The 13,348-nt window shown below is 68.0% G+C and carries 12 protein-coding genes; 3 read left to right on the forward strand and 9 right to left on the reverse strand.

What is annotated here, in order from left to right; all coding sequences use genetic code 11:
* Nucleotides 1-76: 76 nt before the first annotated feature.
* The 7 genes from ABIC47_RS00570 to ABIC47_RS00600 all read right to left on the reverse strand — a co-directional run bounded on the left by ABIC47_RS00570 (nt 77) and on the right by ABIC47_RS00600 (nt 8,313).
* Nucleotides 77-847, reverse strand: coding sequence for an SDR family oxidoreductase (locus tag ABIC47_RS00570; protein WP_354476356.1), 771 nt, complete (start codon nt 845-847; stop codon nt 77-79).
* Nucleotides 848-929: 82 nt separating this feature from the next.
* The gene (locus ABIC47_RS00575) at nt 930-1,703 is read right to left on the reverse strand and encodes an amino acid ABC transporter ATP-binding protein (protein WP_018191676.1); all 774 of its coding nucleotides are present in this window, start codon (nt 1,701-1,703) and stop codon (nt 930-932) included.
* Nucleotides 1,700-2,683 (reverse strand): amino acid ABC transporter permease, encoded by a 984-nt coding sequence (locus ABIC47_RS00580; protein WP_020077133.1) that lies wholly within the window; start codon nt 2,681-2,683, stop codon nt 1,700-1,702. The genes ABIC47_RS00575 and ABIC47_RS00580 overlap by 4 nt, the downstream gene beginning before the upstream one ends.
* 5 nt (nt 2,684-2,688) lie before the next feature.
* A complete protein-coding gene (locus ABIC47_RS00585; RefSeq protein ID WP_354476358.1) occupies nt 2,689-3,588 on the reverse strand; it encodes an ABC transporter substrate-binding protein in 900 nt (299 codons plus the stop codon).
* Between the two features lie 238 nt (nt 3,589-3,826).
* The gene (locus tag ABIC47_RS00590) at nt 3,827-4,711 is read right to left on the reverse strand and encodes a sulfurtransferase (protein ID WP_354476360.1); all 885 of its coding nucleotides are present in this window, start codon (nt 4,709-4,711) and stop codon (nt 3,827-3,829) included.
* Between the two features lies 1 nt (nt 4,712).
* A complete protein-coding gene (locus ABIC47_RS00595) occupies nt 4,713-5,702 on the reverse strand; it encodes a ribonucleotide-diphosphate reductase subunit beta (protein WP_018191680.1) in 990 nt (329 codons plus the stop codon).
* 112 nt (nt 5,703-5,814) lie between these two features.
* A complete protein-coding gene (locus tag ABIC47_RS00600) occupies nt 5,815-8,313 on the reverse strand; it encodes a ribonucleoside-diphosphate reductase subunit alpha (RefSeq protein ID WP_354476362.1) in 2,499 nt (832 codons plus the stop codon).
* Nucleotides 8,314-8,570: 257 nt separating this feature from the next.
* Between ABIC47_RS00600 and ABIC47_RS00605 the strand changes: the two genes are divergently transcribed.
* Nucleotides 8,571-9,788, forward strand: a complete 1,218-nt coding sequence (locus ABIC47_RS00605; RefSeq protein ID WP_502910204.1) for an MFS transporter — start codon at nt 8,571-8,573, stop codon at nt 9,786-9,788.
* 148 nt (nt 9,789-9,936) lie between these two features.
* Complete coding sequence (locus ABIC47_RS00610; RefSeq protein ID WP_354476366.1) at nt 9,937-10,824, forward strand: hypothetical protein; 888 nt, start codon at nt 9,937-9,939, stop codon at nt 10,822-10,824.
* 93 nt (nt 10,825-10,917) lie between these two features.
* Here ABIC47_RS00610 and ABIC47_RS00615 read toward each other — a convergent pair whose 3' ends face one another.
* On the reverse strand, nt 10,918-11,898 hold the full coding sequence (locus ABIC47_RS00615) for an aldo/keto reductase (RefSeq protein WP_354476368.1): 981 nt from the start codon (nt 11,896-11,898) through the stop codon (nt 10,918-10,920).
* 9 nt (nt 11,899-11,907) lie between these two features.
* The gene (locus ABIC47_RS00620) at nt 11,908-12,519 is read right to left on the reverse strand and encodes a TetR/AcrR family transcriptional regulator (protein ID WP_354476370.1); all 612 of its coding nucleotides are present in this window, start codon (nt 12,517-12,519) and stop codon (nt 11,908-11,910) included.
* Between the two features lie 57 nt (nt 12,520-12,576).
* Between ABIC47_RS00620 and ABIC47_RS00625 the strand changes: the two genes are divergently transcribed.
* Nucleotides 12,577-13,332, forward strand: coding sequence for an SDR family NAD(P)-dependent oxidoreductase (locus ABIC47_RS00625; protein ID WP_354476372.1), 756 nt, complete (start codon nt 12,577-12,579; stop codon nt 13,330-13,332).
* Nucleotides 13,333-13,348 lie beyond the last annotated feature (16 nt).

Consider the following 13,348-nt stretch of genomic DNA (forward strand, 5'->3'; position numbering starts at 1 on the left):
ACTTTGCACACTCCGACCGCGTGTGGCGTGCAAAGTTTGCGGACTCGACGGCCGGCGGCTGACGAGGGGTGCGGGGTCAGACGCCGAGGTGGAAGCCGCCGTTGGAGTGGAGGAGCTGGCCGGTGATCCAGCCTCCGCTCACGGAGAGGAGGAAGGCGACGAGGTCGGCGGTGTCGTGCGGGCGTCCCAGGCGGCCGAGCGCGGTCTCCGCCGTCAGCTGCTCGACCAGTTCGGGCGTCATCCACCCGGTGTCGATCGGTCCGGGATTGATGAGGTTGGCCGTAATGCCGAGGTGCGCAAGCTCGACCGCGGCCGCCTTCACGATCCGGTCGAGGGCGCCCTTGCTCGCGCCGTACGGCAGATTGTGCGCGGTGTGGTCGCTGGTCAGCGCGACGATCCGTCCGAGACCGGATGCGCCGGACGGGAACTGCTCGGCGAACGCCCTGATGAGCAGCCACGAGCCGCGCGTGTTCACGGCGAAATGCCGGTCGAACGCCTCAACCGAGGTGTCGAGGATGCCGCTGTCGACCGAGTGCGCGTGGCTCATCACGAGCGCCTGCACCGGTCCCAGCTCGTCGCGCACCCGCGCCATCGCGGCGGCCGGAGCCTCCGTGTCCGCCAGGTCGACCGGCAGGGGCAACGCGCGAGCGCCCATCCCGCGCAGCTCCTCCGCGAGCGCCTCGTGCTCGGTCGGATGCGCACCCCACGGCATCTCCGAGTCGTACCCGTCCCAGTACCCGAACGCGACATCGAACCCGATGGACGCGAGGTTCCGGGCGATCGCATCGCCGATCGACCCCCGTCGGCTCGCACCGGTCACGAACACCACAGGCCGCTTCGCATCCACCCCGAGATGCTATCGGCTCCGGAGTTTTTCGCCTCGACACGCCATGTCGAGGCCGAAAAACTCCGGAGCCGATGAGGGGAGGCTAGAGCACCTTCGAGAGGAACGCCTGCGTCCGCTGGTGCTGCGGGTTGCTGAGCACTTCGCGCGGGTCGCCGGACTCGACGACGACGCCGCCGTCCATGAACACCAGCTCGTCCGCGACCTCGCGGGCGAAGCCCATCTCGTGCGTCACGACCACCATGGTCATACCGCTCGCGGCCAAGCCCTTCATGACATCCAGCACTTCGCCGACGAGCTCCGGGTCGAGCGCCGAGGTGGGCTCGTCGAACAGCATCAACTTGGGGTCCATCGCGAGCGCACGCGCGATCGCGACGCGCTGCTGCTGACCGCCGGACAGCTGCGACGGGTAGTGGTCGCCCTTGTCGCTCAGTCCGACGCGGGCGAGCAGCTCGGTCGCGCGCTCCACGGCCTTCGCCTTCGAGAGGCCCTTCACGCGGATGGGCGCCTCGATGATGTTCTCCAGGGCGGTCATGTGCGGGAAGAGGTTGAACCGCTGGAACACCATCCCGATCTCGCGACGCTGCCGGGCGGCCTCCTTCGGCTTCAGCTCGTACAGCTTGTCGCCGTGCTGGCGGTAGCCGACCACCTCGCCGTCGACCGAGAGACGGCCGGCGTCGACGCGCTCCAGATGGTTGATGCAGCGGAGGAACGTCGACTTGCCGGAGCCCGACGGGCCGATGATGCACAGCACCTCGCCCGGGTTCACCTTGAGGTCGATGCTCTTGAGCACCTCGTTCGAGCCGAAGCTCTTCGAGACGCCCTCGGCCAGCACCATGGGGGTCTTCGTGTCGGTCATCCCTTGCCTCCGAGGTCGTTGCCGTCCGGTGCGCCGGCCGCGGGGAGCGCGCCGGTCGCGAGGGCCGGGTCGTTGCGGTCCGGGCGGCGCGCGTTGACGCCGCGGGAGAACCGCTTCTCCAGGAAGTACTGCCCGACCATCAGCAAGGAGGTGAAGAGCAGGTACCAGAGCGACGCCACGATGAGCAGCGGGATGGGCGTGTAGGTGACCGCCGAGATGTCGCGCGCGACGCCGTACAGGTCGGTCGTCAGCGGGATCGCCGCCACCAGCGAGGTGGTCTTCAGCATCGAGATCACCTCGTTGCCGGTCGGCGGGATGATGACGCGCATGGCCTGCGGGATAACGATCCGGGTCATCGTCTGCCACCACGACATTCCGAGCGCGGTCGCCGCCTCCTCCTGGCCCTCGTCGACCGAGAGCAGGCCGGCGCGGACGATCTCCGCCATGTACGCGGCCTCGTTCAGCGCGAGGCCGATGATGGCGATGATGAAGGCGTTCTGCATGAAGCCGAGGTTCAGATCCACGCCGATGTTCGTCCACGGCACGCCGAGGAAGATCTGCGGGTAGATCAGCGAGAACAGGCCCCAGAAGACCAGCTGCACGTAGACCGGGGTGCCGCGGAAGATCCACAGGTAGAGCCAGGCGACCGACTTCACGACCGGGTTCGGCGAGAGGCGCATCACCGCAAGGATGAGGCCGAGCACGACGCCGATGATCATCGAGTAGATCGTCAGCTGGAGGGTGACGAGCGCAGCAGCACTGATGCGCTTGTCGAAGACGTACTTGCCGACGTACTGCCAGCCGTAGGCCTCGCGCTGGGAGGCGTCCACGATGAACCAGACCAGCAGGAGGATGAGGATCGCCGCGATGACGATGCGCCAGGGGTGCCGGAGCTTGATCGCCTTGATCGGCTCGGGACGGGTCCCGCCCGGCGACGGGACGGATCCCGTCGCCGGCCGGGCGGTGTTGCTCTGTGACATGAAGGTCAGCCCTTCGAGGCCGCGTTGACCTCGGCCGACTCGACGGCGCCGTCGGCGACGCCCCACTTGTCGAGGATCTTCTTGTAGGTGCCGTCGTCGATGAGGGCCTGGACGGCCTTCTGCAGCACGGGGGTGAGCTCCGAGTCCTTCTTGACGGGGAGGCCGTACGGCGCCTCGTCGAAGGTCTTGCCGGCCTCCTGGAGCTTGCCGTTCGACTTGGAGATGGCGTACAGCGTGACGGGCGAGTCGGCGCTGAGGGCGTCCGCCTTGCCGAGGATGACCGCGTTCGTCGCGTCGTCCTGGGTGTCGTAGCGGAGGGCCTGGATGGCGGGCTTGCCCTCATCCGTGCACTTCTTCGACTTGGCGGGGACCTCGTCGGTGTCCTCGTAGGTCGTCGACTGGACGGCGACCTTCAGGCCGCAGGCGTTGTCCGGGTCGATGTCCTTGCCCTTCTGGGAGGCCCAGAGGATGCCGGCCGAGTAGTAGTTGACGAAGTCGACCTGCTGCTCGCGCTCGGTGGTGTCGGTGAACGACGACATTCCGTAGTCGTCCTTGCCGCCGGCGACGCTCGGGATGATGTTGTCGAACTTCGCGATCGCGAACTCCGTCTTCACCCCCAGCTTGTCGCCGATGGCCTTGGCGAGGTCGACCTCCCAGCCGACCGGCTGGGAGTTGTCGTCCTTGAACTCGTTCGGCGGGTACGTGTTGTCCATGCCGACCACCAGCTTGCCGGCGTCCTTGACCTTCTGGGGCAGCTGCCCGGCGAGGGTGTCGTCCTTCTTCACGTCCGAGACCGAGCTCGTCGTTGAGCTGCCGGACGGGGTGCTGTTGTCGACGCAACCGCTGAGCGCGAGCGCTGCAACGGCGGCGACTGCGGCGATGGGAGCCACGGTACGAATGCGCATGATTGTCGTTGTCCTTCTTCCTGTACAGGAATGTGCCTGATGCGTATTGCAAGGGTAAGGGGAGGATACCCCAGCGGCGTCGCCGCGCTTCAACACTAATTCGCGCAGGGAACGGCGTTTTTCACGGATGTTTCCGGAAGGTTTCGTCGATTCCGGCAGCGAAATCCGTGGAATTGTGCGTGGACGCCCGGCGAAACCCGCGCGGGATGCGCCCAGGCGCCATGGTGGCGCCCGGAGGTCACGCTCCCGTAACGACCGGGCGTTCCGGGTCGTTCGACCACGCCGAATACGAACCCGCGTACAGAGCGGGCAGCGGAAGACCGCCGATGACCATGGCGAGGGCTTCGTGGGCGGCCGTGACGCCCGATCCGCAGTACACGCCGACGGGCGTGTCGGCGTCGATGCCGAGGCCGCGGAACCGTTCTGCCAGCGCGTCGGCGGGAAGCATCCGTCCGTCGGCGTCGACGTTGTCCGTGGTAGGTGCGCTGACGGCACCCGGGATGTGGCCGGGTCGCGGATCGACCGGCTCCACCTCGCCGCGGAAGCGTTCGCCCGCGCGCGCGTCCAGTAACACGGCGTCCGCCGCGGCGGCGAGGGCGGCGGCCGCGTCGCCGTCGAGGGTCGGAAGCGCGCCGAACTGCACGTGGATGCTGCCGGGGATCGGCGTAGCTCCGGGCCCCTTCTCGAGCGGCATCCCGGCGTCGCGCCAGGCGGCGATTCCGCCGTCGAGGACGCGGACGTCGCGCACGCCCGCGTGGCGCAGCAGCCACCACGCCCGAGCGGCCGACGTTCCGGAGGCGTCGTCGTACACGACGACGGAGTCGCCGTCGCCGAGGCCCCAGCGTCGCGCCGCCTCCTGGAAGGCGTCCTGCGACGGAAGCGGGTGGCGACCATCCGTGGGCTCGCCGTGCCCGGCCAGCTCGGTGTCCAGGTCGACGTACACCGCGCCGGGGATGTGCCCGCGCTCGAACTCCTCGCGTCCGGGCGGTCCGCCCAATTTCCAGCGGACGTCGAGCACGCGCCACGCCGAACGCCGCCGGCCGGCGCCGCTCCACAGGGATTCAGCCCCGAGAGCGACGTCCAGCGCGGCGGCGGTGATCAGCGGAGAGGTCTCCGTTGCCATATCAGCGACCGGTGGAGGCCTTGGCGTTCGACTCGTAGGAGGTGTTGGTGGACTCGAAGAAGTTCACCAGCTCCAGCGTGTCGTTGGCGGTCGCCATCCACTTGGCCGGGTTGGAGACCTTGTACTCGGCCTCGAAGCCCAGCTCCTCCAGACGGCGGTCGGCCAGGTACTTCACGTACTGGTTGATGTAGTTCGCGTTCAGGCCCAGGATGCCGCCCGGGAGGAGGTCGCGGTTGTACTGCTCCTCCATCTCCACGGCGTCCAGAATCATCTGGCGGATCTCGTTGGCGAACTCCGGCGTCTGCAGGTCCGGGTTCTCCTCCAGCACCGTCAGGATGAGGTTGATGCCGAACTTGAGGTGCAGCGACTCGTCGCGCACCACCCAGTCGATGAGCGAACCGAAGTTGCGCAGCAGGTTCCGCTGGCGGAACGAGAGCGCCACCATGAAGCCCGAGTAGAACCAGATCCCCTCGAGGATGACGTTGTACGCCACCAGGTTGCGGATGAAGTCCTGCTTGCCCTCGGTCGTCGTGATGTCGAGCGCCTGCTCGGTCATCCGCTTGATGAAGCGGACCTCGAACTCCTCCTTCTTCGCCATCGACGGCACGTCGACGTGGGAGTTGTAGGCCTGCTCGCGGTCGATCGGGAACGTCTCGAGGACGTACTCGAACGACATGCAGTGGTTCGCCTCCTCCCACATCTGCTTGGCGAGGTAGAGGTGCGCCTCAGCCGCGTTGATGTAGGGGTAGACACCGAAGGCCAGAGCCTTGTTGACGAGCAGCTCGTTCGGGTTGAAGTAGCTCATCAGGAAGGTGACCGCGTGGCGCTCCTCGTCGGTCATCCGCTTGAAGTCGGCGATGTCCTCACCGAGCTGGATCTCGTTCGGGAACCAGGTGTTCGCGACGGCCTGGTCGTAGAGGTCCATCGCCCACTGGTACGTGACCGGCTTGAGCAGCAGGCCCTCTTCGATTCCCGTTCCCAGAATCCCCATGGTGTTCCGTCTCTTTCGTTATTCGGTGGGTCGGCGGGTTACTGGCAGGACTCGCACTGCAGGTCGTCCATCGGGTCGACCGGCACGTAGTACTCCTCGATCTTGGTGCTGTTCACTTGTTCTCACCGCCCGCCGGGGTGGAGGAACCGAGACCGCCGAAGCCGAAGCCACGGCGAGCGGGGGCGGAGGCCGGCGCGGTCTCCGTGACGGCGGGAGCCGCAGCCGGGGCCGGAGCGCCGGCGCCGACCGAGGCGAAGCCCTTGCGGCCTCCGCTGATCTCCTCGGCCTTGTTGACCTTGACGGTCGACTGCTCGGCCTGGTGACGCGGCTTCATGTGGAGGTAGTACGTCGTCTTGACGCCCTTCTCCCAGGCCGCGTAGTAGATGTCCATCATGTCGCCGAGGTCGCGCGTCTCGAGGTACATGTTGCGGCTGATCGCCTGGTCGATCCACTTCTGGGCGCGGGCCGCGACCTCGATGAAGGCGTACGGCGAGAGCTGGAAGCTCGTCTTGAACGTAGCCTTCACCTCGTCCGGGATCTCCGCGATGTTCTGGATGTCGCCCTGCGACCGCAGGATCGCCTCGCGGACGTCCTGCCAGATGCCACGCTCCTGCAGCGTCTCGACCAGGTTGCGGTTGACCTCGAGGAACTTGCCCGAGGAGGTCGACCGGCTGAAGATCTGCGAGAACTGCGGGTCGAAGCCGGGCGTGGTGCCCGCGACGAGACCGATCGACGCGGTCGGCGCGATGGCCATGAGGGTGGCGTTGCGCATGCCGCCCCTGACCTTCTCGCGGAGACGGTCCCAGTCGAGGCGGATGGTGCGGTCAACGGTGATCGGGACGCCGCGGTCGGCCTCGGTGAGGGCGATCGAGTCGTAAGGCACGAGACCCTGCGACCAGCGGGAACCCTCGAAGTTCGGGTACGCGCCGCGCTCCTGCGCCAGGTCGGCGCTCTCGTCGATGGCGGCGTACGAGACGTGCTCCATGATCTCGTCGATCAGGGCGTAGGCCTCTTCGCTCTCGTAGCTGAGGCCCAGCTTCTCGACGACGTCGGTGAAGCCCATGACGCCGAGGCCGATCGCGCGGTTCTGCTGGTTCGAGAAGTCGGCCTCGGGAACGCTCGACACGGTGATGTCGATGAGGTTGTCGAGCTGGCGGACCGCCTGGCGGGCGCTGGCCTCGATGCGCTCCCAGTCCATCTTCCCGTCGACCAGGTGACGCGACAGGTTGATCGACGCGAGGTTGCAGACCGAGACATTCTCGCGGTCCTGCGGCAGCGTGATCTCGGTGCACAGGTTGGAGAGGTGGATGGTGCCCGTGTTGTTGTTGAGGGCACGGTTGTTGATGGTGTCCTTCCAGGTCAGCCACGGGTGGCTGGTGGTCTGGAGGCTCATCAGGATGTCCTTGAACTGCGCGCGAGCGCTGATCTTCTTGAACATCTTGAGGTTGCCTGCCTCGGCCTCGGCGACGTAGTGCGCGTAGCGCTCCGAGAAGGCCTTGCCGTACAGCTCGTTGAGGTCGGCGACCTCCAGCGGGTCGAAGAGGTACCAGTCCTCGTCGTTCTGGACGCGCTTCATGAACTCGTCGCTGATCCACACCGCGGTGTTGGCGGTGCGGGTGCGGCGGTACGGGTCGCCGGAGTTCTGACGGAGGTCGAGGAACTCCGGGAAGTCCATGTGCCAGTTCTCCATGTAGAAGCACAGGGCGCCGAACTTCTTGCCGCCGCGGCTGACCGCGCGCAGCACCGAGTCGATCGTGTGCATGAACGGGATCGGACCGGTGGAGGTGGTGTTGTTGGAGCGGATGGGTGAGCCCTGCGCACGCAGCTTGGTGACCGAGAGGCCGATGCCGCCGGTGCCCTTGGTGAGCCACATGACGTCGCGGACGCTCTTCGCGATGTGCTCGATGTCGTCCTGCATCTCCATGACGAAGCAGTTGGAGAGCTGCGGGTAGGCGGTTCCGGCGTTGACCAGGGTCGATCCGGCGGCCAGGTACTCGAGCTTCGACATCTTGTCGTAGAACGCGATGGCGTGGCTGGTGGGGTCGGCCTCGTTGAGGGAGAGGCCCATCGCGATGCGCATCCAGAAGAACTGCGGCACCTCGAGGGAGTCGCCGTTGCGCGCCTTGATGCCGTAGCGGTTGTTGAGGGTGACGACGCCGATGTACTTCAGCAGCTCGTCGCGCGAGGGGTCGAGGTAGCCGGCCAGGCGGTCGAGGTCGAACGCGGTCGTGAAACGGCCGTCGAGCAGCGTCTCGGCGACGCCCCGCTCGATGTAGCCGCGGAAGCGGGAGGTGTGGAGCTCCACGAGCTCGTCGTGGCTCTCGTAGTCGCCGAGCACGCGCTTGTAGATCGTCTTGAGGAGGAGGCGCGCGGCGACGGTGTCGAACGCCGGGTCGTCCTTGACGTTCTGGAGGGCGACCTGGATGACCGCCTCGTCGAGCTGCTGCGTCGTGATGCCGTCGAAGAGCGTGAGCTCGAGCTCGCTCGCGATCTGCGTCACCCACGTGATGTTCTCGTCAAGTCCCTGGGCCGCATTCTCGATGGCCAGGTTGATCTTGTTGGCGTCGTACGGCTCGCGCTCGCCGTTGCGCTTCACGACTGTGATAGCCACTGTCTCTCCCTCATTCGCTAAGCCGCGTGAGCGGCGGAAATCCCCGCGGAACCGTGCCTTCCCGCATCGGGGGGAGGCTGACCGGCTCTGTGTGCTCGACCACTATATAGCGGGGGTCCGACATTTCCACTCCCCCACATCTAGTGGGCGTGTCGTCCACAGATGGGGAGAAGTTATGCACAGTTTCCACACCCCACGAAGGGGGGATGGACAGTGTGGATACTCCCGCAGAACCGCCTCCGCGACCGATAGTGTGGATGGCTGTGAGCACCTACACGAGCCTTCTGAAGACGCCGGGCGTCGCCCGCATCATCGCGGCTCAGCTCACCGCACGCTTCCCGTTCGGCATGCTGTCGCTCGCCTTCCTGCTCCACATCGAGCGCGTCCACGACTCGTACGGCGCCGCGGGTCTGGTGCTCGGCGCGATGAGCATCGGACAGGCCATCGCCGGGCCGATGACCAGCCGGCTGATGGGCGTCCTGGGCATGCGTGTGGTGCTCTGGACGACCCTCGCGCTGTGCTCGGTGGCGGTCGCCGCGATCGGCCTCTTCGTCATGCCCATCCCCCTGACCATGGGCGTTGCGTTCTTCGCCGGCCTCAGCATGCCGCCCATCCAGCCGGCCGTCCGCACGATCTATCCGAAGATGGTCAACTCGCGGCAGCTGACCCCGCTGTTCTCGCTCGACGCCTCGGCGCAGGAGATCATCTGGATCGCCGGCCCGGTCGCCATCACCTTCGTCTCGACCCAGATCGGAACCGTCGAGGGAATCCTGATGTCGGTCGCGATCATGCTCGCCGGAGGCTGCTGGTTCATCTCGTCGCCCGAGGTCGGCCGGGTGCGCATCCCGCGCAGCAAGCGGCGGTTCGGGACGGTGCTGGCGCGGCCGCCCGTGCTCCTCGCGACGGTCGTCGGCTTCCTGCTCATCGGCTCCTGCTCGGCGGTCGAGGCCGGTGTGGTCGCGACGTTCGGAGAGGGGTCTCCGCTCGCGGGCATCGTGCTCGCCATCTGGTCGCTCGGCTCGCTGGTCGGGGGCCTCGCCCTCGGTCACGTGCCGATCGGGCCGTGGGCGACCGCGCGGCGCATGCTCATCGTCTTCGTCGGCGTCGTGCTCTCGACGTTCATGCTGTGGTCGTGGTGGGGGCTGTCGCTCACCCTCCTGATCGCCGGTCTCGGCATCGCCCCCGCCCTCGCCGTGCTGTTCGCGATCGTGTCGGCGAGCGTGAAGTTCTCGGACACCGCGGAGGCCTACGGCTGGGTCGGGACCGGCCAGCTCATCGGTGCCGCCCTCGGTTCCGCGGTCGCGGGCTTCCTCATCGACGGCGTCGGTGCGGTCGGCGCCTTCTGGGTGGCCGGGGCCTTCGCCCTGGTCGGCTTCGTCGTGCCCGCCCTGGCGCACCGCATCCACCCCGACCTGCGCGGTCGCGACGCCTCCCCCATCCCCGACACGGAGCCCGTCCCCGTCCAACCCTCCTAACCTCCGACCCCCGACCCCCCTAACCCCCCTCGCCGAAGTGCACGTAGTGGCGGCAATTTCACCGTTTTAGCGACCACAACGTGCACCTCGACAAAGCCGGGGCTGTGGATAACCGGATGCACGGGGCGGCAGCCGAGACGATGTGCAGATGGGACGACATCTCGCCGAACTGGACGACGCGCTCACCGACGGCCCCTTCACCACGCGAGCGGGTGCTGAGACCGGGGTGACCCGCTCCCGGATGCGCGCCGGCGACCTGATCACGCCGATTCGCGGGGTCCGCATCCCCCTCCGTGCGGACGGTCTCGAAGCCCGCCTACGCGCATACGCTCTGCACCGCGAGCGGGATTTCGCGTTCAGCCACACGACGGCGGCCCGGCTGTACGACATCCCCGTACCGGCGGAACTCCCGCCAGGCATCCACGTCAGCGTGCCCGACCCCGGACGACCGCCGTCGATTCGCGGGTTCATCGGACACAAGCTGCGCTGCTGGGATGTGCGCGTGGTCGGAGGCTTGCCCGCGACGACACCGGAGCAGACCTGGATCGATCTCGCTTCCCTTCTGTCGGTGTCCGCCCTCGTCGTCGCCGGCGACTTCTTGATCGGCGGACGTCATCCACTGACCGACAAGAACGCCCTGCGCGCAGCGATCACTGCCGCGTCGGGTCGGCGAGGCATCGCCCGCGCGCGATCGGCCTTCGAGAAGATTCGCGTCGGCTCCGAGTCGCCGGGCGAGACGCGTTTGCGCCTCGCGTTGCACGAGGCCGGCTTGCCCGAGCCACTCCTCAACGTCGATATCTGCGACGACGACGGCCGCTTCGTCGCTCGTGCAGATCTGGCCTACCCGGCATCCCGAATCGCGCTCGAGTACGAGGGCGATGTCCACCGCGTGGATCGGGCGACCTGGATGAAGGACATCGGCCGCCGGGAACGCGTAGAAGACCTGGGTTGGCGCATGGTGCGGGTGACCGCGGCGGACCTCCACGAGCCGCACACCCTCGCTTCGCGGGTCCGTCACCTGCTCCGCACCCGGTGAATGATCGTCGAGGTGCACGTAGTGGTCGCTATTCCGTCGGAATAGCCGCCACAAGGTGCACCTCGGCGAGGGGGAGGAGGCGGGGAGGCGGAGCTACCAGCGGGGGTGGACGGAGGCGCGGAAGTGGGTGTCGTAGATGCGGTGCACGGCCTCGTCGAAGCCGGAGGGGAGGCGCACACCGGCCGCGGCCGCGTTCGCGCGTGCCTGCTCGGGCGAACGGGCGCCGGGGATGACGGTGGTGACGCCGTCCTGCGCGATGATCCACGCGATGGCCGCCTGCGCGGGCGTCGCGCCCTCGGGCACCAGCTCCGCGAACTCGCGCGCGGCCTTCACGCCCTCGTCGAAATCCACGCCCGAGAAGGTCTCGCCCACGTCGAACGCCTCGCCGTGGCGGTTGTAGGTGCGGTGGTCGTCCGCCGCGAACGTCGTCTGCTCGGTGTACCGGCCGGTCAGCAGCCCGGAGGCGAGCGGCACCCGCGCGATGATGCCGACGCCGGCCTCACGCGCCGCCGGGAGCACCCGGTCGAGCGGCTTGAGGCGGAAGGCGTTCAGGATGATCTGCACCGTCGCCGTGCCAGGCCGGGCGATCGCCGCGAGCGCCTCGTCCACGGTCTCCACGCTGACGCCGTAGTTCTCGATGGCGCCCTCCTCCACCAGCGTGTCGAGCGCGTCGTACACCGCGTCCGTCGAGAAGACGGGAGTGGGAGGGCAGTGCAGCTGCACCAGGTCCAGCCGGTCGACGCCGAGGTTGCGGCGCGAGCGGTCCGTCCACTCGCGGAACTTCGGCAGGGTGAAGTTGGCCGGATCCTGCGCTTCGCGCCGCCCCATCTTGGTCGCGACGGTGAGCGGCAGTTCTGGGTGCTCGGTCACGAACCGCCCGATGATCTGCTCGCTGCGGCCGTCGCCGTAGACGTCGGCCGTGTCGAAGAAGGTGACGCCGGACTCCGCCGCCGCTTCGAGCACGCCGAGGGCGTCGTCTTCCGACACGTCTCCCCAGTCCGCTCCGAGCTGCCAGGTGCCGAGCCCGACGACCGACACCTCCCGTCCTGTTCCACCGAGGATGCGCTGTTCCATGCCCTCAGCCTATGCCGGGCGGGATGCGGTGTCCGGGGGTTGCGATCCGCCGCTTCCCGGCCACCACGCGGGCGTGAGCCGCCCGACGAGAGCGAGGAACGCATCCACGTCGCGCGGCCGCGGGCGCGCGAGCCAGACGTCGATCGCCCCGATGGTGCCGTCGGCGAGGTAGCGCGCGATCGCTCGGCGTTCCCCGTCGTCGTCCGCCGGGACGACGAGGCTGTGCTGGTCGAGGAGCAGGTCGATCGACGCCTGGAAGTGCTCGCTGAGCATGGCGTGCAGACTTGCCGCGCCGCTCTCGGTCCCCAGCCCGCGCCGGTAGATGATGTCGTGGTCGTCAACGTGCCGCAGCACCGCGCGGGTGACGCCGACGACGGCGGCTCCGGCATCCGACGGTTCGACGTCGACGAGGTACTCGGCGCGCAGCGCATCCAGCTCCGACCGCAGCACGCTCTCCAGCAGGGCGGCGGGTGACGGCGCGTACTCGTACACCGTCGAGCGGTGGACGCCGGCCGCCGCGGCGAGCGCCGACACCGTGACCTCGCTCACCGGCCCGCGACTGGCGAGGTCGAGGATGGTGGCGCTGAGCCGGGCGAGCGTCTTCTGCTGGCGTGCATCCACCGGACGATCGTACAATGGAGTTATCCGACAGTTGTCGGATAACGAAAGGAGATTTTCATGGCTCAGTACGACGTCGCCGACCGGTCCGCGATCGTGACCGGAGGCGGCTCGGGCATCGGCCGCGCCATCGCGCTCGCCCTCGCGGCGAGTGGCGCTTCGGTCCTCGTGACCGACCTGAACGAGGAGCACGCGAACGCCGTCGTCGACGAGATCACTGCGGCCGGAGGCACCGCTCGCGCGCTCGCCGGCGACGTGACAGACCCGGAGTTCGCGACCGCCAGCGTCGCCGCGGCGAACGAGCTCGCCCCGCTCCGCATCGCCGTCAACAACGCCGGGATCGGCGGAGCGTCCGCGCCCGTCGGCGAGTACCCGGTCGACTCCTGGAGGAAGGTCATCGAGGTCAACCTCAACGCCGTCTTCTACGGGATGCAGCCCCAGCTCGACGCCATCGCGGCCAACGGCGGCGGCGCCATCGTGAACATGGCGTCCATCCTGGGCAGCGTCGGATTCGCGAACTCCTCCGCGTACGTCACCGCGAAGCACGCCCTGCTGGGCCTCACGCAGAACGCCGCGATCGAGTACGCCGGGCAGAAGGTGCGCGTCGTCGCGGTCGGCCCCGGCTTCATCCGCACCCCGCTCGTCGCATCGAATCTGGATGGGGACGCCCTGAAGTTCCTCGAGGGCAAGCACGCGCTCGGCCGCCTGGGCGAGCCGGAGGAGGTCGCCGCGCTCGTCGCGTTCCTCGCCTCGGATGCCGCGAGCTTCATCACCGGCAGCTACCACCTGGTCGACGGCGGCTACACCGCCCAGTAATCCTCCACAGCCTCCG

The organism is Leifsonia sp. 563, assembly GCF_040545055.1.
Classification (GTDB): domain Bacteria; phylum Actinomycetota; class Actinomycetes; order Actinomycetales; family Microbacteriaceae; genus Leifsonia.